The organism is Acinetobacter sp. DSM 11652 (assembly GCF_900109815.1).
Lineage (GTDB): Bacteria > Pseudomonadota > Gammaproteobacteria > Pseudomonadales > Moraxellaceae > Acinetobacter.
Genome location: NZ_FOBK01000003.1, coordinates 174,158 through 194,699, shown reverse-complemented (window position 1 = coordinate 194,699; position 20,542 = coordinate 174,158). Strand labels below are relative to the sequence as shown.

General features: G+C 39.4%; 20 protein-coding genes. 8 read left to right on the top strand and 12 right to left on the bottom strand.

Features of this window, described 5'->3' with window-relative positions; genetic code table 11:
* Positions 1–5: 5 nt before the first annotated feature.
* The 9 genes from BMW42_RS04615 to BMW42_RS04575 form a co-directional block, all read right to left on the bottom strand.
* Positions 6–989 (bottom strand): hypothetical protein, encoded by a 984-nt coding sequence (locus tag BMW42_RS04615; protein WP_092766567.1) that lies wholly within the window; start codon positions 987–989, stop codon positions 6–8.
* 215 nt (positions 990–1,204) lie between these two features.
* Positions 1,205–3,043: a glutamine--fructose-6-phosphate transaminase (isomerizing) gene (glmS, locus tag BMW42_RS04610; protein ID WP_092766566.1), complete on the bottom strand. Its 1,839-nt coding sequence runs from the start codon at positions 3,041–3,043 to the stop codon at positions 1,205–1,207.
* A gap of 12 nt (positions 3,044–3,055) precedes the next feature.
* The gene (gene glmU, locus BMW42_RS04605) at positions 3,056–4,420 is read right to left on the bottom strand and encodes a bifunctional UDP-N-acetylglucosamine diphosphorylase/glucosamine-1-phosphate N-acetyltransferase GlmU (RefSeq protein WP_092766565.1); all 1,365 of its coding nucleotides are present in this window, start codon (positions 4,418–4,420) and stop codon (positions 3,056–3,058) included.
* Between the two features lie 26 nt (positions 4,421–4,446).
* Positions 4,447–4,923: a phosphatidylglycerophosphatase A family protein gene (locus tag BMW42_RS04600; RefSeq protein WP_092766623.1), complete on the bottom strand. Its 477-nt coding sequence runs from the start codon at positions 4,921–4,923 to the stop codon at positions 4,447–4,449.
* A 10-nt stretch (positions 4,924–4,933) separates the two neighbouring features.
* Positions 4,934–5,863, bottom strand: coding sequence for a thiamine-phosphate kinase (gene thiL / locus BMW42_RS04595; protein ID WP_092766564.1), 930 nt, complete (start codon positions 5,861–5,863; stop codon positions 4,934–4,936).
* A 12-nt stretch (positions 5,864–5,875) separates the two neighbouring features.
* Positions 5,876–6,325 carry a transcription antitermination factor NusB gene (nusB, locus tag BMW42_RS04590; protein WP_035264834.1) on the bottom strand — a complete coding sequence of 150 codons (450 nt, stop codon included), beginning with the start codon at positions 6,323–6,325 and terminating at the stop codon, positions 5,876–5,878.
* Between the two features lie 3 nt (positions 6,326–6,328).
* Positions 6,329–6,799, bottom strand: coding sequence for a 6,7-dimethyl-8-ribityllumazine synthase (gene ribE / locus BMW42_RS04585; protein ID WP_035264832.1), 471 nt, complete (start codon positions 6,797–6,799; stop codon positions 6,329–6,331).
* 24 nt (positions 6,800–6,823) lie between these two features.
* Entirely contained in the window at positions 6,824–7,945 is a 1,122-nt protein-coding gene (gene ribBA, locus BMW42_RS04580; protein ID WP_035264829.1) for a bifunctional 3,4-dihydroxy-2-butanone-4-phosphate synthase/GTP cyclohydrolase II, read from the bottom strand.
* Between the two features lie 284 nt (positions 7,946–8,229).
* Positions 8,230–9,501 carry a hypothetical protein gene (locus BMW42_RS04575; RefSeq protein WP_092766563.1) on the bottom strand — a complete coding sequence of 424 codons (1,272 nt, stop codon included), beginning with the start codon at positions 9,499–9,501 and terminating at the stop codon, positions 8,230–8,232.
* 77 nt (positions 9,502–9,578) lie between these two features.
* On the opposite strand from BMW42_RS04575, the gene serB reads away from it, so the two are divergent.
* The 3 genes from serB to BMW42_RS04555 all read left to right on the top strand — a co-directional run bounded on the left by serB (position 9,579) and on the right by BMW42_RS04555 (position 12,198).
* On the top strand, positions 9,579–10,799 hold the full coding sequence (gene serB / locus BMW42_RS04570) for a phosphoserine phosphatase SerB (RefSeq protein ID WP_035264823.1): 1,221 nt from the start codon (positions 9,579–9,581) through the stop codon (positions 10,797–10,799).
* A gap of 414 nt (positions 10,800–11,213) precedes the next feature.
* Entirely contained in the window at positions 11,214–11,528 is a 315-nt protein-coding gene (aciT, locus tag BMW42_RS04560; RefSeq protein ID WP_035264816.1) for a ciprofloxacin tolerance protein AciT, read from the top strand.
* Between the two features lie 190 nt (positions 11,529–11,718).
* On the top strand, positions 11,719–12,198 hold the full coding sequence (locus BMW42_RS04555) for an SCP-2 sterol transfer family protein (RefSeq protein ID WP_092766561.1): 480 nt from the start codon (positions 11,719–11,721) through the stop codon (positions 12,196–12,198).
* Between the two features lie 92 nt (positions 12,199–12,290).
* On the opposite strand, the gene dtd is transcribed toward BMW42_RS04555, so the two are convergent.
* Entirely contained in the window at positions 12,291–12,731 is a 441-nt protein-coding gene (gene dtd / locus BMW42_RS04550; protein WP_092766560.1) for a D-aminoacyl-tRNA deacylase, read from the bottom strand.
* A 233-nt stretch (positions 12,732–12,964) separates the two neighbouring features.
* On the opposite strand from dtd, the gene BMW42_RS04545 reads away from it, so the two are divergent.
* From BMW42_RS04545 to asd, 5 genes are all read left to right on the top strand, one after another.
* Positions 12,965–14,479 (top strand): catalase, encoded by a 1,515-nt coding sequence (locus BMW42_RS04545; RefSeq protein WP_092766559.1) that lies wholly within the window; start codon positions 12,965–12,967, stop codon positions 14,477–14,479.
* Between the two features lie 139 nt (positions 14,480–14,618).
* Positions 14,619–15,122, top strand: coding sequence for an ankyrin repeat domain-containing protein (locus tag BMW42_RS04540; RefSeq protein ID WP_092766558.1), 504 nt, complete (start codon positions 14,619–14,621; stop codon positions 15,120–15,122).
* Positions 15,123–15,235: 113 nt separating this feature from the next.
* Positions 15,236–16,438, top strand: coding sequence for a nicotinate phosphoribosyltransferase (gene pncB, locus BMW42_RS04535; RefSeq protein WP_035264803.1), 1,203 nt, complete (start codon positions 15,236–15,238; stop codon positions 16,436–16,438).
* A gap of 111 nt (positions 16,439–16,549) precedes the next feature.
* On the top strand, positions 16,550–17,398 hold the full coding sequence (locus BMW42_RS04530; RefSeq protein WP_092766557.1) for a sulfurtransferase: 849 nt from the start codon (positions 16,550–16,552) through the stop codon (positions 17,396–17,398).
* Entirely contained in the window at positions 17,395–18,243 is an 849-nt protein-coding gene (asd, locus tag BMW42_RS04525; protein WP_092766556.1) for an archaetidylserine decarboxylase, read from the top strand. The genes BMW42_RS04530 and asd overlap by 4 nt, the downstream gene beginning before the upstream one ends.
* Before the next feature lie 42 nt (positions 18,244–18,285).
* Here the strand turns inward: asd and phoR are convergent, their stop codons facing one another.
* Entirely contained in the window at positions 18,286–19,647 is a 1,362-nt protein-coding gene (gene phoR / locus BMW42_RS04520) for a phosphate regulon sensor histidine kinase PhoR (RefSeq protein ID WP_035264800.1), read from the bottom strand.
* Positions 19,648–19,657: 10 nt separating this feature from the next.
* Positions 19,658–20,368 (bottom strand): phosphate regulon transcriptional regulator PhoB, encoded by a 711-nt coding sequence (gene phoB / locus BMW42_RS04515; protein ID WP_035264799.1) that lies wholly within the window; start codon positions 20,366–20,368, stop codon positions 19,658–19,660.
* Positions 20,369–20,542 lie beyond the last annotated feature (174 nt).

Here is a 20,542-nt window from a genome sequence, read left to right as displayed (position 1 = left end):
TTTAATCAAATTCCTACAGCTAAAGTATGTAAATATTGTTGAGTGAGTTTATATTCTTCCTCTGATTGTGACTGATTAATATAATAATTCATAGCTCTCATTGGTATGGGGAAAAGTTGCGAATTATTTTCAAAACAAAAGCTTTCATTAATTTGAAATATAACAGCTTTAATACTTTGATTATTATTTATTTTTGAAAGAATTTTATTCTCAAGGGAACTATAGAATACTTTTTCTAGTTCATGATTAATATAAGATTGAATAATTTGAATAAAATTTTTATCTTTTAGTAAAGAGTTCTCAATTCCATTTTCTTTTATGTCATATGAAAAACAGCTTTTTTCTTCAAGAGTTTCATAATTAGACAAAAAATCATTAAAAATTCCTTTAGCAAATCTCCTTATTTTATTCTTATCAATAATGTGTGATAGGTCAATAGCAATAAAACCAAATTCAGCTAAATTACTCTCAATTCTTTTGTTAATTTGATCTATAGCATAGCTTATATTATCAGAAATCTTTTTTTCACTATGAATGTACTTACATTCAATCGCAATTTTATTATCAATAATAATATCGCATATAGAGTCTAAGTTTATTTCTATACTTGTTTTATATTTTTTTATAAATCTTGATCCTAATGATAACTCAAAAAAGAAATTATTATATGTTTCATCCGTATCCTGTAATACACTTTGCCCTTTAATTGCTTTAATAAAATCCTCTTTATTAAACTTTAAGTTAGGAGTATCGTCTTGCAAAAAAAAATTTAGTTGTAAGTATTTATTCACTATCCCTATTAAATTCGCGATTTCTTCGTTGTCTAATTCTAGAATATTTTCTAATTTCTTTTTATAAGTCCCTAACTTAGTCGATGATACTTGTAAGTTTTTTTGATTTTTTTGAAGGAAAAGTTGGATATTAGTTAATAGTTGGTTATAGCTCTCAACTAGATTTTCAAAAGAAAATTCGGTGCTGACCTGACTCATTTTATTCCTATTGATTTTTAAAGTACTAAAAATATTTATTTCTGACAAAACTATCAGCTATAAAAAAGCCCGCATATGAATGCACTTCTAGAGCATACAGTCTGCGGACTATCTGAGCAATCTAGTATTACACTTTATTACTCAGTATGGGACTTTATTACTTGGTATGAAACTTTATTACTCTCATACACTTTTTAAGTGTAGATCAAATTGAATTATTCAACCGTAACTGACTTAGCTAAGTTACGCGGCTGATCTACATCGGTACCACGTAGTACAGCGACATGATAGGACAAAAGCTGCACAGGAATACTGTATACGATTGGTGATAATAGTGCTGAAACGCTCGGAACTTGAACGACGTGTTGGCGCTCTTTCTCCTTAATGCCACTATTTTCATCTGCAAATACAAACAGCTCACCACCACGTGCTTGAACCTCTTCCATATTTGATTTGAGCTTATCAAGCATGTCATCCTGAGGAGCAAGAATGACAACAGGCATATCATTATCAACTAAGGCCAATGGGCCGTGTTTCAACTCACCAGCTGCATAACCTTCAGCATGAATATATGAAATTTCTTTCAGCTTAAGCGCTCCTTCAAGCGCGATTGGGAACTGTGTTCCACGACCTAAAAATAGGCAATGTTGTTTTTCAACAAACAATTCAGATAGGCGTAAAATTTCTTTATCACATTGTAATGTGTCAAGAATCACTTTAGGTGTATGCCATAATCCTGTAATGATTTCTGTTACTTGTTCATTAGAAATCGTTTGTTTAACTTGACCGAACTTAAGCACGAGAAGCATCAGGGCAGCAAGTTGTGTGGTGAATGCTTTGGTCGACGCAACCCCAATTTCTGGACCCGCTAATGTCAATAAGCTGTAATCTGTTTCACGCACCATGGAAGATGTTGCAACGTTACAGATCGTCATCGTGGTGATATTAATATTTTTCGCTTTGGCACGTTTTTGTGTATCACGAAGAGCAGCCAATGTGTCGGCAGTTTCACCTGATTGAGAAATACACACATAGAGCGTATTGTTCACGATGACTGGAGTGCGATAGCGGAACTCACTTGCAATTTCAACTTGGCAAGGTACATCAATCAGTTGTTCAAACCAATATTTTGCGATCATGCCTGCATGGTAACTGGTACCGCAAGCGATGATTTGAACTTGCTGAATCTGAGAAAAATCTTCTACAGCATTTGCAAGAAAATCATCACGTAAGTGATCGGCATTTAAAGCTTGAGAGATAGTTTGCTTGATCGCTTCAGGTTGCTCATAAATTTCTTTCAGCATGTAATGCTTATATTCACCTTTTGAAGCATTACTCACTGTCGCATCAAGTTCTTTGACAGGGCGTTCAACGCGCTCACCTTGTACATAGACTTCAATCGTATCACGTGTTAAACGCGCAATATCACCTTCTTCAAGGTATATAAAACGATTGGTAATCGGTAATAGGGCCAATTGATCAGAACTGATAAAGTTCTCACCAATTCCCACACCGATCACGAGCGGTGAACCTTCACGAACAGTGATCAATTCATTTGGGTAATCTGTATGTACGATACCGAGTGCAAATGCACCATTGAGTTGAGGCACAACTTGTTCAACGGCTTTAAGCAGGTTAGGAGCAGACTTCAGTGCATCGTGAACTAAGTGTGCAACAACTTCAGTATCTGTTTGGGATGTAAACACATATCCTAATGCTTCAAGATCATCTTTAAGCTCTTGGTAATTTTCAATAATACCGTTATGTACCACAGCGACTTGACCAGATATATGCGGATGTGCATTATTTTCTGTAGGTTTGCCATGAGTAGCCCAACGTGTATGTGCGATACCAAGCGCGCCAGTGATCGCTGCTTCTGAAACCGCTTCTTCAAGGTTGATAACTTTACCGACACGACGTTCGCGTAAAACTTGACCTGCATTGATTAAAGCTAATCCCGCTGAGTCATAACCACGGTATTCAAGACGCTTTAAGCCTTCAATTAGAATATTCGTTATGCTTCGTTCTGCTACACCGCCGACGATACCACACATATTGTAATCCCCTTAATTCTTAATCTTTTGTGGACGTGGATAATTGTCTTTCACAAATTGTTTAGAGCGTTCTACCGCTAAACTATGATCATCCACATCACGAGTAATCGTCGATCCAGCACCAACTGTTGCACCATTACCAATTTTAACCGGCGCGACTAAAGAGCTGTTTGAACCTATAAAGGCTTGGTCACCAATGATCGTTTTAAACTTGTTGGCACCATCATAATTACATGTGATCGTACCCGCGCCGATATTTGAACCCTCACCCACTTCAGCATCACCTAAGTACGTAAAATGATTGGCTTTAGAGCCTAAACCAATGGTGGTGTTTTTCACTTCAACAAAGTTGCCAATGTGTACTTCATTTGCCAATTTAGCACCAGGGCGCAAACGTGCGAATGGTCCAATTTGAGTCTGCTCACCCACAATGGCTGAATCAAATACGCTATACGGTTGAACTTTCGTGCCTGCAGCAATTTTGGAGTTTTTAATTACACAGCCTGCACCGATTTCGACATTGTCACCAAGTTCACATTCGCCCTCGATAATGACATTGATATCGATACGTACATCTTGACCAACCTTGAGTGAACCTCGGAGATCGAAACGACTCGGGTCGATCAAATGTACACCTTGCTGCATCAGTAATTTCGCTTGGTGGTTTTGGTATTCTCTTTCCAATGCTGCCAATTGCACACGATCATTTACACCTTCAACTTCGAAAGCTAAAGCAGGTTCAACTGAAGCAATTTCGAGTCCATCGTCAATAGCCATTGCTACGATATCTGTTAAATAATATTCGCCTTGCGCATTATTATTATTCAGACGTGGCAACCACTCGTGCAATTTGGAATTGTTTACTGCATAAATGCCAGTATTAATTTCTTGAATTAAACGTTGCGCTTCTGAAGCATCTTTATGTTCAACAATGGCTTGGATTTTACCGTTTTCTCTCACGATACGACCGTAACCTGAAGCATCGTCTAGTGTAAGTGTGACTAAGCCAATACCTTTAGATTGTGTTGCTTCAAGTAATTTTTGTAATGTATCGGCGGTAATACAAGGAACATCGCCGGATAAAATTAAAGAAATACCATCTTTGGGTAAGACAGGTAAGGTCATTTGAACAGCGTGACCTGTACCAAGTTGTTCAGCTTGTTCAACCCAGTCAATATTTTCTGTCGAAAATGCTTGTTTAACTAGAGCGCCTCCGTGACCGAAAATAGTAATAATATTTTCAGCTTGTATTTTTTTTGCGGTTTCAATGACATGCCCTAAGAGTGGACGTCCTGCTAAAGGTTGTAATACTTTTGGTAGTTTTGAACGCATTCGCGTCCCTTTACCTGCAGCAAGAATAACAACTGTGGTTGACATACAACATCCTTTCTTTGGAGCTTGGCTTAAGCCATATCAATATAGAGATAAATTATAATACAAAGTGCTGCCCATAGACCTGCGATCAGGTCATCAAGCATAATGCCGAAACCACCGTCGACTTGACGATCAATGACGCGAATCGGCCAAGGTTTCCAAACATCAAAGAGACGGAAAAGTGCAAAACCAATCAAAAGCCATACCCAATTCATCAGACCTAGGTAGATTAAAGGGAGAAACGTGATCGATTGACCCGCAAATTCATCCCACACAATTCGTCCGTCATCATGGACGCGCATTATATCAGCGGCTCTTCCACAAATATATATTCCAATCAATGACATAACGATTATGGCAATCGTGCTATACAAAAAACCTATTGTCATGAAAGCAGGGATAAACAGCAATGCAAAAGCTGAACCAAAAGTACCCGGTGCTTTTGGTGCCAAACCAGAGCCGAATCCAACGCCACAAAAAACAATGAAACGTTCAGACCAAGTCATCGCTTTAAAATTAATTGGTTGTTTTGGCAAAGTGCTGATATCCCTGTAATTCTAGTTCTTGTGGTTGTTGATGATGATAAAAATCTAATTGCTGAGTCTCTTTTACGACACCAATCACCGTGATCGGTGTATCGCAGTGTCGAGCTTTTAATTCATCCAAGGCAGGTGAAGGAATGGTAAAACACAATTCATAATCATCACCACCTGCTAAAGCCAATTGCCATTTTTGTTGATTGGGCAATGCTTGTAAGGCAGGACTAAGTGGAAGTTGATCTAAGTGTAGGTCGGCACCAACATGAGATGCTTTGAGAATATGTCCTAGATCTTGTGCTAAACCATCGGATACGTCAATCATACTATGCGCCAATCCTTTAAGCGCTTGACCGAGTTCACAACGTGGAGTGGGATAATCGAGACGTTTTTTTAAAGCATGATCGGGATATTTTAATCCGAATGCAGCATCACCGACAGTGCCGGATACACAGATTAAATCACCTGCTTGAGCACCAGAACGTGGCACGGCTTTTCCAATATCCACCCAGCCTAGAGCGGTAACTGATAATGTGAGATGTGGGCTTTGCGTTGTGTCGCCGCCAATTAAACTTACTCCAAATTGATCGCAACAATCATACAAACCCTGACTAAACCCTTTTAGCCAGTGATGATCAATTTGGGGTAGGCTCAATGCCAAGAGAATGCTTTGAGGTTTTGCACCCATGGCTGCAATGTCTGAAAGATTCACAGCTACAGATTTCCATCCAATCGCATGGGGATCTGTATCGATGGGGAAATGTCGACCAGCAACGAGGGTATCGGCACAAATGACCAATTGTTGCTGTGGAGGCGGGGTGAGCAGGGCTGAGTCATCACCGACACCTAGATCGACTGAAGAATAACTCGGTCGATTGAAATAGGTGTCAATAATAGAAAACTCAGCCATTTCAACAACAACTTATTTTGCTTGTTGCTTTTCTGCTTCACGTAGGCTTTGTGCCAAACGGTCTAATACACCATTGATGTATTTGTGACTATCTGCACCGCCGAAGTGTTTAGCCAATTCAATTGCTTCATCGAGAACGACGCGATATGGAATTTCAAGATGCTCTTTCAATTCATACGCGCCAAGACGCAAAGTAGCTAATTCAACGCCGTCCAGTGCCGAGATCTCACGATCTAGTACTGGAATTAATAACGCATCCAATGCTTCATGATTTGCAATCACTTGTGTGAGCAACTCGTGATAATAGCTGAGATCCACTTTATGCATGGCATTTTCAGCACGTGTACGTGCTTCAATTTCATGCACAGGGTTGTGGCTCATTTGCCATTCATAAATCCCTTGTACAGCAAAACGACGTGCTTTGCGTTTAGCTGCATAAGTAGCTTGGAGTGTCTGCGACATGCTTTAGATCGCCTTTAGCAAGTTAACCATTTCAATTGCAGTCAAGGCAGCTTCACCACCTTTATTACCTGCTTTTGTACCTGAACGCTCGATGGCTTGTTCAATGCTGTCTGTAGTCAATACGCCATTGATTACAGGTAAACCAGCTTCTAAACCAACAACACCAAGGCCTTTTGCACATTCACCAGCAACAAAGTCAAAGTGAGGAGTGCTACCGCGAATAACTGCACCAAGTGCAATTACAGCATCAAACTTACCAGAATTTGCGAGTTTTTTCGCCACAACCGGAAGTTCCCAAGCGCCTGGCGCGTGAACGACAGTGATATTATCGTCTTTAACACCATGTCGATGCAATGTATCAATTGCACCTTCTAATAAATGTTCAACAACAAAGCTGTTAAAACGACCAACTAGAATCGCGTAACGATCTTCGCTCGCGAGATGTAATAAACCTTCAATACGGCGAATCGCCATAGCAACCTCGATATTTAATAAGAGTTATGAATGAGAGCTCTGATCAGCTGTGATGTATTCGACCACTTCTAAATTAAAGCCAGACAATGCATTGAAGCGTAAAGGTGAGCTCAGGAGCTTCATTTTCTGTACGCCTAAATCACGTAAAATTTGTGCACCCACACCAATGGTTTGGTATTGCTGCGATAAGGCAGCATTTGACTTGGCTGGTTTTGGCGCAGTTAATGCTTCTAATGCTGGACCTAAATCAGACGGCTGACGTTGTCCAATCCATACCAAGACACCACGATCGCTTTGAGCAATTTCTTTTAAAGCACGATCTAAATTCCAAGCTGCTTCACCATCTTGCTTATTAAGCTTTAATAAGTCTCGCGCCGGATTGAAGCCATGAACGCGAACAGTCGTCACACCCTCTTCAGGTTGACCTTTAACCAATGCCAAATGAATATCAGGATTCCCGACTTCACGATAACGGTAAAGATCAAAAGTACCATACTCGGTATCGAGTTTTTGTTGATCCAAACGCTCTACCGTTTGTTCATTGGTCATACGGTAGTGAATAAGATCAGCAATTGTACCAATTTTTAGACCGTGTTTTTCAGCAAAAATTTCAAGGTCAGCACGACGGGCCATAGTCCCGTCTTCATTGATAATTTCACAAATCACAGAAGCTGGTTCAAGACCTGCAAGACGAGCTAAATCACAACCTGCTTCGGTATGACCTGCACGATGGAGCACACCACCTGGTTGTGCCATGAGTGGAAAAATATGGCCTGGCTGAACGATATCTGCTGGTTTTGCATGTGCCGCAACTGCTGTTTGAATCGTGTGCGCACGTTCTGCTGGAGAAATACCTGTAGAAATGCCATTTGCAGCTTCAATAGAAAGCGTGAAGTTTGTCCCGTGTTGAGCGCCATTCGCATCAACCATTAACGGTAAATTTAATTGTTTGCAGCGTTCACGACTTAACGTTAAGCAAACCAAGCCACGAGCATGCGTGATCATGAAATTAATGTCTTCAGGTCGTACGTGCGTTGCAGCAATAACGAGGTCGCCTTCATTTTCACGATCTTCATCATCCATCAGGATGACCATTTTTCCTGCACGGATATCTGCTACAAGTTCTTCTACAGTATTGAGCGACATCAACCTTCACCTTTTTGTTATGTCATTCTGACATTTGAATAAATTTGTTGCGCCATAGTCTAACGCTTTTTTAGTCAGTTTGCCTATGCTTATGACTGTACCATTCAACACAGTCCAACATACACCTTCATAGCACATTGAAAAGAGAGATAAAATTACCAAAAGAGCAATTTTGTATACAAACTAGACGCTTAGTCTAACTTTTCACGACTGTGAGCTTTTAAAAAGAAAAACCAGATTTAACTTAGCATCAAATCTGGTTTACTTATTAAAATTTAATCTAATTAAGAGCTGATTGTACGATCCGTCGAGGAGCTTTGGGCTTTGCCTTTCAAAATCTCAGTACGGATATTTTGTGCGAGTTCGGCACAGGCTTCGTTCATACCATTAATCATGAAAGCGTGACGTGTTAACACACTGGTTGGATTCGGCATCGGAACCAATTGATAGCATTCACCAATATGCTTTAACTGATCGTGGGTCAAATATAGCGCCATTTCTTTCGCAATCAGGTGATGTGTGAGTCTTTCCGCCGCTTGTACTGAATCGAGTTGCATTGCCTCCACTGGGGCGGTTACAGCACAGCGCGTTTGCAATACGAACCGTTTATCCTCACGGTAACGCTTATAGAGTACTTCTGACAATAATTGAAACACCGAACCAATCATTAAGATGCAAGCAATCGAGTTATTCTTGAGTGAAGAAATACTGATGACAGCGCCTTGTTGATCAAAACTACGATTCACAACGATATCATCAACATTCAAATGATAATGCGCTGTACACAGTTCGATACTCTTATTTAAGAAAATTTGACATAAATTAAAATAAGGTAAAGAGACAGATTTGTTAACCGTATTAATTAATTGTTTCGGATCATAAAATTGGATATTCAGGGATAAAGCATCCTGATCTAACTGCAGAGTCGGTACTTTTGGCGTAATTGCAGCTTGTTCTTTATTTTGCTCTGGCGTATGAGGTTGTTTAGGCTGACTCTTTTCCAGTTCTAATGCTTCAGTGAGCAGCTTGATCTCATGACGTAAACGGGACTCATTATTTAATCTCGCAAGATATTCGCTACGCGTAGGGCGAGCAATGGCACGATAAGCCAACCATAATAAGCCATGAATAAAGAGTGAAGAGAGGATCGCCAGCCATTGTGTTCTTAATATTTCACCGATACTTGGTTTAACCAATGTGATTTCCACACTGCCAATTTTCTTTTCATTTTGTAGTGCATCTCGAACGAAGATTTCACCCTGACGCGTCTTAGACAAGCCTGCAGTTGCGAGAACTTGATCTCCTGTGCCAAGAATACGTATATATGCAACACTTGGATTCGTTGCATAGCGATTGGCTAATAAGGCAAGAGATACAGTATTAGCAGGTTCAAGTTCAGTTAAGCTATCTGCGACCAGTTGAGTCGTCATTAGCAAACCTTGGCTTGCACGGTTTTCATTTAATTGATGTGTCGTTGCAATAACCAATAAAAAGGTATGCAAGGCAAAACTTACAATCAGCAGGCTAGCAAATAGCCCTTGTCTAGGCGCATTCAACGTAAACTTCCAAAGAAAATTAATTCAATTTCGATTATGATTCTTACAATATTCGTAGCTCAGACCCGAGTCAATTCATGCGAGAAATCATTCTTATTTCATTTTTAGGACCTGACCAACCGAATCAGTTTACTCGATTGATGCAGGTGTTGTCCGTACATTCTTTGCAAATTCTAGATGTAGGACAAGCAGTTATCCATAACCAATTGACTCTCGGCATCGTGGTTGCTTCCGAAGACCAGACAGCAACGGCTTTGGCCATGAAAGATATTCTGATTTTAGCACACGATATTGGTCTTACTGTGCGCTTTAAACCGATCGATTCAGAAGATTATGAGCAATGGGTGAAAGAGGGTGGACGTACACGATATATCGTGACGGCATTGGCACCTGAACTTACTGCAGCACATTTGCAAGCAGTGACTAATATTGTTTCAAGTCAAGGGTTTAATATTGAAACAGTCACTCGTTTGTCTGGTCGCCCAACATTGAATCATTTTGAAAATGAACCAAAACGTGCTTGTGTGCAATTTGGTTTGAGCGGTCAGATGTTAGATGCTGCAACGATGCGAGCGGCATGTTTAAGTTTATCAAATGACCTTAGTGTCGATGTTGCAGTACAAGAAGACACGCCGTACCGTCGTAATCGTCGTTTAGTTTGCTTTGATATGGATTCAACGCTGATCGAACAAGAAGTGATTGATGAGCTTGCAATTGAAGCAGGTGTCGGTGCACAAGTCGCAGAAATTACTGAGCGTGCTATGCAAGGTGAGCTGGACTTTCAGAGCAGTTTCCGTGCGCGTGTGGCGCTACTCAAAGGTATGGATGCTTCTGTATTGCCTAAAATTGCAGAACGTTTAACGATTACTGAAGGTGCAGAACGTCTTATTTCAACCCTGAAATCTTTGGGTTATCGTACGGCTATTTTATCTGGTGGCTTTCAATACTTCGCTGAATATTTACAAGCAAAACTTGGGATTGATGAAGTTCATGCCAATATCTTGGATGTTCAAGATGGGCAGGTCACTGGCGAAGTTAAAGGGCATATTGTGGATGGCGCTCGTAAAGCATTTTTATTAGGCCAAATTGCGGATGAAATGGGCATTTCACTTGAGCAAACGATTGCAGTAGGTGATGGTGCGAATGATTTGCCAATGCTCTCTATAGCGGGCTTGGGCGTTGCATTCCGTGCTAAACCATTGGTGCGTCAAAATGCAAATCAAGCCATCTCAAGTGTTGGTTTGGATGGTGTTCTGTACCTGTTAGGTGTACATGATAAAGATTTAAGTCGAGCTTAAAATCAAAAAAAAGCTTATTAAAAAGGCGACCAAATGGTCGCTTTTTTTTATCTAAGTGAATCATTCTTAGACAAATTTTAATCAGCTAAGTTCAGACGAAAAAACAGATGGTCATCATCGAAAAAAAGATGTTTTTGACAAAAAATTACGAGGTATTTTTTTGTAATGACACGCCAAGTTTGACTGATTCTGACTCTATGAAAAATGTCTAATCTTAAAAAATGTAATGACAAAAGAATGTTGCGACAATATGTGTCGCTTACAAAAGCATCAGGTCTTTTTTTCTGAAAAAAACTCACCATAATGCTTTCATAGACGCCAACAAGACCATTGAAGAAAGTGAAGCGTTATTTAATTTGTTGTGAAACACCATTAGGCAGTATTTGAAACATCTAAATTTTGACGGAGATTTTTATGGTCACTTTAACTTTTGCAACGATACTCGGATTTGCTCTGATCGCTGTAGCATTGGCGGCCGTATTCTTTTCACCTTATCGTCATTGGCTAGGGTTTATGTTGGCGGGTATGGTCTTCTGGGGTTTACTTGAAGGTATTCGTTATAGTGTCCAACACGTATTTGACATGTCTTTGGCATATAGTTATTTAACAGCGATTAGCTTAGCCATGGTGGCTTTAACGGCTTTCTTACTTCGCGAAGATAGTCGTGCGCAAAAGGCTTTAGAAAATCGTCGTTATATTGAACATACTCCTGTATATGAGGACGATTAAATCCTACTCATGACAAATGATATGTAGACCAAAACTGCGTGGTAACAATTTTATATTTAAAGGTGTATCAAAATGATATACCTTTTTTTTGCCTATACGTTTTGTTAAACAAAGCTGCATTTCCTTACTTATAAGATATGCTAGGATGAATCAATTATTTTTGATATTAAAAAAACGGACTTAAATTGTCATGAAACTATCTTCAATACCTGTTGTGAAATTACCTATCGTTGATGCAAGTACAGATCCACTAGACCTTTTGGTGTTAGGTTTGGCGTTGCGTATGAAACAATTGTCACGTACGAGTCCAAAATTTATTGAGTTAATTCATGATCGTCAGTTCCGTATTCAAATTGGTACAGATCTCGGTGTTGCACGTCAGATTTTAGTCAACAATGGTCAGATTGATTCTGTTTCAGGTGATGCAGAGAAAGCAGATTTCGTACTTCAGTTTGCTGATAGCGAGCAAGGCGTTAAAACCCTGATGAAAGGTGATCCAACTGCATTCATGACGGGTATGCAAAATGGCAGTATTAAAATGGAAGGTGATTTCAGCTTATTGGTATGGTTTAACCAAGTCGCTAAATTAATTCCACCAAAAATTCCTAAACCTGTAAAAGAAAAAATACAATTTGCTCGTCAATTTATTAAAGAAAAGACAGGTAAGTAATACAGCACCTAAATACGGACTTTTCTCGTTTTGATTATAGAGATGAGTATTTAAATGCAAGAAAAAAAGCCCTCATCAGAGGGCTTTTTTAGTCATTCAACTTCAAGATTGAAGGTTACCGGACCATCATTGATGAGATGCACTTTCATATCCGCTGCAAAGATTCCTGTTTGTACATGTTCAAACTGAGATTTTGCGTATTCAACTAACTGTTCATACAGTGCTTTTGCTTCGAGAGGTGGCATTGCAGGGCCGAAGTCAGGACGCAAACCTTTTTGGGTTTGTGCCATCAGGGTAAATTGCGAGACTAATAATAATCCGCCTCCGGCTTGGCTAAGATTCCAACCCATTTTTCCTTGGTCATCATCAAAAAAACGGTATTTTAAAATCTTATCGATGAGCTTCTTACCTTTTTCAAAGTTATCTTCTTTGCCAATACCAATAAAAACTAAAATCCCTTTTTCGATTTGACCAGTAATCTCACCATCCACAACGACTTTCGCTTCAAGGACGCGTTGGAGTAAAGCACGCATAATTCAACCAAGTTTGATGTTTTTTAATTCAAATGAATTGTATCAAATTGGAAAAAAGAAAAGGGATAAAGTCGTCATCTATCCTAATAAGTCATTGATAAAAAAATAATTAATCGGAGTATATACTTTTAATCTAATAAAGCGATTGAAATAATAAAAATTAACCTTTTTACCAATTTTGTTAAAGAAGGTAATTTACGCGTGCAGGAAAGGTAAATTTGAGAGAGAAAACGATGTTTAAGCGTTCAATGTTGGTTGCAATGCTTGTAACTGCGACAGCAGCATCAGCTGCACCATTAACAAAAGATAACGGCGCACCAGTGGGTGATAACCAAAACTCAATCACTGCAGGTCCAAATGGTTCTGTATTATTACAAGATGTACAGTTGATTCAAAAACTTCAACGTTTCGGTCGTGAGCGTATCCCTGAGCGTGTTGTACACGCACGTGGTACGGGAGCTTATGGTGAATTCGTTGCAACTAAAGATTTATCAGATCTTACTATTGCTTCACTTTTCAAAGCAGGTACGAAAACTCCAGTATTCCTACGCTTCTCTACAGTAATTCATGGTAAGCATTCTCCAGAAACTTTACGTGACCCACATGGCTTCGCAATTAAGTTTTATACTCAAGAAGGTAACTGGGATTTAGTTGGTAACCAAACGCCTGTATTCTTCATTCGTGATGCGATCAAGTTCCCAGACTTCATCCACGCAATGAAACCAAGCCCAATTGACAACGTTCAAGACGCTAATCGCGTATTTGACTTCTTGTCTAGCCAGCCATGGGCAACAAATATGTTGACTTATGTATATGGTAACCAAGGTGTTCCTACGAGCTACCGTGAACAAGACGGTTTCGGTGTACATGCATTTAAATTGTACAACGACAAAGGCGAATATAAATACGTTAAATTTAACTTCCGTTCTAAGCAAGGTGTTAAAGGTCTAAACGTTAAAGAAGCTGCTGAATTACAAGGTAAAGACTTTAACCACTTAACGAATGATCTTTATAAGAACATCAATGCGGGCAATTTCCCGAAATGGGATCTTTATATCCAAGTGTTGGATCCTAAAGATTTGAATAGCTTCGATTTCGATCCACTTGATCCAACTAAAATCTGGCCTACTGATTTAGTACCAGAAACAAAAGTGGGCACTTTGACATTAAATCGTATGCCGAAGAATTTCTTCCAAGAAACGGAACAAGTTGCTTTAGCACCAGGTAATTTAGTACCAGGTATCGAGCCATCAGAAGACCGCTTACTTCAAGGTCGTATCTTCTCTTACTCTGATACACAAATGTACCGTTTAGGTGCAAATCACCAACAAATTCCAGTAAACCGTCCATTGGTAAATGTGAACAACAATAACCAAGATGGTTATATGAATGTTGGTGCTACGACATCTAATGTGAATTACGAACCAAGTCGTATTGAACCAAAACCATCTACAGCAAAAGCTCGTGCTGTTGAAACTCCACTTTCTGGTACGGTTCAGCAACGTGGTGTGAAAGAGCAAAACTTTAAGCAAGCGGGTGATTTATACCGTTCATACTCTGCTAAAGAGAAATCTGACCTCATTATGAACTTAGCGGCTGATCTTGGTAACGTAAAAGATTCAGAAACTAAACACATCATGTTGTCTTATTTCTATAAAGCAGATGCGGATTACGGCACACGTATGACTAAAGCTGTAAACGGTAACTTAGCGACTGTTAAAGCGAAAGCGGCAGCTTTAAAAGACTAATCAAGATTAGTCCTTGAATTGGTGATTAGGGTCTAAGGTGTCACCTCAAAAAAGTCCTGTAAAACTCAATTCCTTTCCTGCAACCCTAGGGGAGTTTTACAGGCACTCGTTATCGAATTTAAACTCAGGTGAGGGAAGAATGAAAAATATTGTATATAGTTTATTAATCGCTTTACTGAGTTTAAGTTCAGTAATGCTTCAAGCTCAAACGACGTCTGTCAGTAGCTCACAACAATCAGATCAGAAAGAAGTGATTGACTTATTTTTTGCAGCAGCGAAAACAGGAAACAAAGAAGTTATTCATGAATTTTTGAAACATGGTTTTCCAGTCAATATTAAAAACCATGCTGGTTTTACACCATTAATGATGGCGACCTACTATGGTCATCAAGATATTGTAACGACTCTATTGGAAAACGGCGCAGACCGCTGTGCTCGTGATAATAAGGGTAATACAGCTTTGATGGGTGCTATCTTTAAGCTAGAATGGTCGATTGCCAAACAATTACGTCAGGTCGATTGTGATGCTCAAGCAAAACAGACAGGACACAAGACCACAGAAGAATTCGCAAAAGTTATTGGGCAAGATAAAGCATTGAAAGCTTTGACTGAGTCATATAGTCAAGACAATGCAAAAAAATAATCAGTTTAAGTTTTAGTAATTAGTCGAATAATCTTCGACAATTACTAAAACGAGCTATGAATCGCAACAAAATGTGCTTTAATGCAATAAGTTGCTAAAAACTGAAAAATAATATGTCTGCCATTATTCAATCCTTACTTGATACTGACTTGTATAAATTCACGATGTTACAAGTGGTATTACATCAATTTCCTCAAACGGATAGTGTCTATCAATTTCGTTGTCGTAACCTTGAAGATACAGCCTATCCACTCGTGGATATATTAGAGGAACTGAACGAACAGTTAGATTTACTGTGTCAGCTCAAATTTAAAGAAGATGAATTACAATATTTAAGAAGTTTACGCTTTATTAAAAGTGACTTTGTAGACTATTTAGAATTATTCCAACTTAAGCGCCGCTTTATTAAAGCCAGTATCGATGATCAAGGCCGTTTAGATATTCGTATCGAAGGACCTATGGTTCAAGCAATGATGTTTGAAATTTTCGTGCTTGCAATCGTCAATGAACTCTATTTTCGTCGTATTCGCGATGAGCAGGTATTGGCAGAAGGAGAGCGCCGTCTTAAAGCTAAAATTGAATTGTTGAAACACTATGAAAGTAGTCAACAACCGAATGATCCACCATTTCTTGTTTCCGATTTTGGAACACGCCGTCGCTATAGTTTTGACTGGCAGAAACATGTGGTGGAAGAGTTTAATAAGGCTGCACCACATATTTTTCGTGGCACAAGTAATGTTTTATTGGCAAAGCAGTTGGGTATTACACCCATTGGTACGATGGCACATGAATTTTTACAAGCTTTCCAAGCACTGGATGTTCGCTTACGTGATTTCCAAAAAGCTGCACTTGAAACTTGGGTGCAGGAATATCGCGGAGATTTAGGCATTGCACTGACAGATGTTGTTGGTATGGATGCATTCCTAAGAGACTTTGATTTGTATTTTGCCAAATTGTTTGATGGTCTACGACATGACAGTGGTGATCCATATGAGTGGGGCGATAAAGCCTACGCACATTATAAAAAATTAAAAATTGACAGCAAAACTAAAATGCTCACTTTCAGTGATGGTCTAAACTTAGAGAAGGCATGGGATTTGCATCAATATTTTAAAGATCGTTTCCAAGTGAGTTTCGGGATTGGTACTAACCTCACCAATGATATGGGACAAACTGCTTTGAATATTGTTTTAAAGTTAGTCGAATGCAATGGTCAATCGGTAGCTAAACTCTCTGATAGTCCAGGAAAAACGATGACTGATAATGATACCTTCCTCGCATATTTGCGTCAGGTATTTGATGTTGAGTCTCCTTAATCATAATTTCCCTTTTCTGATTTTTTGCTAATACCATGCAAAAAATCAGAATAATTTTGAAAAAGTCTTGTGCTAAGATTTGAACAAGGCCAATAGAACTATTCAATAAATATGACCACTAACGCTTTTGATTTCGGTCTGCTCATTGAAGCAGAACAACTTGTTCCTCATTTAGGAAGTGAAAAGTTACGTATTGTTGATTTGACCCGAAGTTCGGTCTATGAGCAATTACATATTCCGCATGCTATACATCTGAAGCCAAAATTTTTAGTGCGCCAAGAGGAACAAGCTACGGGTTTATTGCCTGATGATGAAGGGCTTCAGCAGCTAGTCCAGATATTAAACATATCACCTGAGCATCATGTCGTGGTCTATGATGATGAAGGTGGGGCATGGGCTGGTCGACTGATCTGGAATCTACACTGTATGGGTTTTTATAACACCAGTTTATTAAATGGTGGTATTCATGCATGGTTAGGCGCCAACTATCCTACGTCTTCAGAAGTTGAAGAGGTTCAGCCAGTCACATGTCTTTTTCAAGTTAAGACATCCAATGTTGATCAACACCGTATTGATTATTCAACTTTAATAAAAAAAATTGAAAATAAAACTTGCCAAGTATGGGACTGCCGAACGGCTGAGGAGTATACCGGGCAACGTCTCGCGGCACGTCGTGGGGGACATATTCCAACGGCTAGACATTTTGAGTGGAGTACTGCACTTAATCGTCAAAATCATTTAAAATTGCACCCCTTAGAACGCACGCAACAACGTTTAGAACAATTGGGCTTTCAATTTGATCAGCCAGTCGTCGTATATTGTCAGTCTCATCACCGTTCAGGTTTAGCTTACATTATTGGTCGATTACTGGGTTGGGATATCCAAGCTTATGATGGTGCGTGGAGCGAGTGGGGCAACCGCCTCGACAGTCCAATCATTACTGGAGAGTCACCTGAGTGAGTCTGACAAATTTAAAAAAGAAACTATTTATTCAAGCGCAGCAAATCGTCCCGCAACAAAAACTCAGCCGTTTGGTGGGTAAAGTCGCAGCCAGTGAAAACCCAGTATTAAAGAATTTTGTCATTCAAGCATTTAAAGCAAAATATGGCATTGATATGTCAATTGCTGAGCAACAAAATGCCTTGAAATTTAAATCCTTTAATGAGTTTTTCACTCGCTCTTTGAAAACAGGCGTTCGTTCAATTGATCCTAATCCTAAAAGTGTCGTGTCACCTGCAGACGGTGCAATTTCACAATTAGGTAAAATCAATGAGGGCGATATTTTTCAGGCAAAAGGTCAAAGCTTTTCAGTTGAAAAGTTAATTGGTGATCCTCAATTGGCAGCACCATTCAAAAATGGTGAATTTGCAACAGTGTACTTATCACCGCGTGATTATCATCGTGTGCATATGCCTTATTCTGGTACATTGACTGAAACTTTATATATTCCAGGTGAATTATTTTCAGTCAACCAAACTACAGCTGAAAATATTCCGGGTTTGTTTGCACGTAATGAACGAATGGTATGTTTATTCGATACTGATGTTGGTCGTATGGCTGTTGTTTTAGTTGGCGCAATGATTGTTGCTGGAATTGAAACTGTTGCGACAGGTAAAGTAAAACCAACAGGTCGCTTAGAGCTGAACCATCATGCGATGAAACTTGAAAAAGGTGATGAGCTCGGACGTTTTTATTTGGGTTCAACGGCTGTAGTTTTGTTTGAGAAAGATAAAATGCAATGGGACCAAGCATTTAAGGCGAACTCAACTGTAGTAATGGGTGAAGCGTTAGGTCATCTTATTTGAGTATATCTTCTCAATAAAAAAAAGCGCCTTAGGCGCTTTTTTTTATTCGTGCATTTTATACAAGCGTTCTTTGGGAAACACGGCAATAAATGTAGAGCCTTCGTTTTCTTTCGACTCGATTTCAATATGTGCGCCATGTTGCATAAGTACGTGCTTAACGATGGCAAGGCCTAAACCAGTACCACCTGTTTGACGACTGCGTGCACTATCCACACGATAAAAACGTTCAGTTAAACGCGGTAAGTGTTTTGGATCAATTCCAATACCAGTATCCTGAACAGAAAAATAGCCACGTTCTCCATCATCATGCCAGCCGATGGTGATGGTGCCACCTTTCGGGGTGTACTTTATGGCATTGGTAATTAAGTTACTAAACGCACTCGCCAATTCCATATCTGAACCAATTAAGTCACAGTGGCTGTCTATATCAAGGTTAAGTGTATGACCATAATCAATATTGTAAGCTTGCGCATCATCGAACAGATGGTTCATTAAACTTGGCATTTCGATAATTTGATTTTTCGCAATTTGTTTTTCATTTTCTAAACGAGATAAAAGCAAAAGATCATTGACCAATGCATTCATGCGTTTAGTTTGCGATTGCATTTGTTCAAAGGCACGTTTCCAGCGCGGATTGATATCTTCTTGATCTGTGAATGTTTCGATATACCCACTTAACACTGTGAGTGGTGTTCTTAATTCATGTGAAATATTGTCAACAAAATCTGAACGCATTTGCTCGAGATTTTTCATACGCGTAATGTCGTGCGCAACTAAGAGGCGACTTTCATTGCCAAAGCGAGTCAGTTTGATTTGCGCGTACTTATTATCATGGTTCACCAATTTAATTTTTACACCATCTGGTGCTTGATGGGTATTATGAAAATATTCAATAAAATCTGGCTGGCGAATAATCGTGAGCAGGTTGCGGCCACGATCAACAGCTTGAATGCCAAATAACTTTTCCGCAGCAGGATTCCACCATTCGATTTGATGGGAATCATCCGTAAGAATAATCGCTTCTGATAAAGCCACGAGAGAAGATTGAGTTCGATCGATCAGTCCAACCATTTCAGACTGAACAATACGTTCTTGGCGTTGAGCCCGATATACATTGAACAGTAATGCCCCCCAGATTCCATTTAAATTTGGTGGTACATCGTAAGGACGATTCGAAATCCAATCATTGACTAAATATAATGAGCGTAATTGGATACCAAAAAATATGAGACAGGCAATGCCTAAGCATATCCAAAGATAGCCAATCCCTAACCCGATACAGCCCGCAATAATCAGTAGAAATACCAGTAAACGTAAGTCTTGCTTGGCAAAAGTCCATAAACTGCTATATAGAAACTTTTGATGTTCACGTGCCAATTCTGGGACGGGGTAGGGTTCGTACATAAAATCTAAATTAACCTAAAGCAACATCAGCTCGTGTTGAAAAACGATAGCCAGTACCACGCACAGTTTGAACATAACGGTCTGCACCATAAGGTTCGAGCACCTTACGTAAGCGACGGATATGGACGTCGATGGTTCTGTCTTCAATATACACATTTCCACCCCATACCTGATCAAGTAATTGAGCACGGGTATAGGCACGTTCTGGATGAGTCATAAAGAATGCCAATAGACGATATTCTGTTGGCCCCATATCAAGAATATTTTGATTATAGCTGACACGTTGGCTTACTGGGTCAAGAATTAAGCCATTTGCATCAATGGTTTTTTCGCCATTTAACGCATTTGCACGTCTTAACACCGCTTTAATACGGGATACCAACTCACGTGTTGAAAATGGTTTCGTCATATAGTCATCTGCACCAGCATCAAGACCTTGAACTTTATGGTCTTCTTCGCCACGTGCAGTCAACATAATGACTGGAATTTCTGAAAGTGTTTCATCACGCTTAAGGCGACGACACAAATCTACGCCACTCACGCCACCCGGTAACATCCAGTCGAGTAGGATAAGCGCTGGACGTTGATCAACAATCATTTGATGTGCTTGTTTCGCATCTTCTGCTTCCAAGCATTGAAAGCCTGCCATATCTAAAGAAGTATGGATCATTTCCCGAATTGGGAGCTCGTCGTCGACAATTAAAATGTAGTCATCTTTCACAACGCAATATCCTATGATGAACGGTGAACCGTTTTATATTTATGACAGGCTTATTACAAAGATTAATTATGACAGTATCATTGCAAGATGGAAATCGAAGTTAAATATAGCAATGTTTTGTGACAATTAAGCTGATATTTTGTCTCATTGATATTTATTAATTTGAAATTAAAT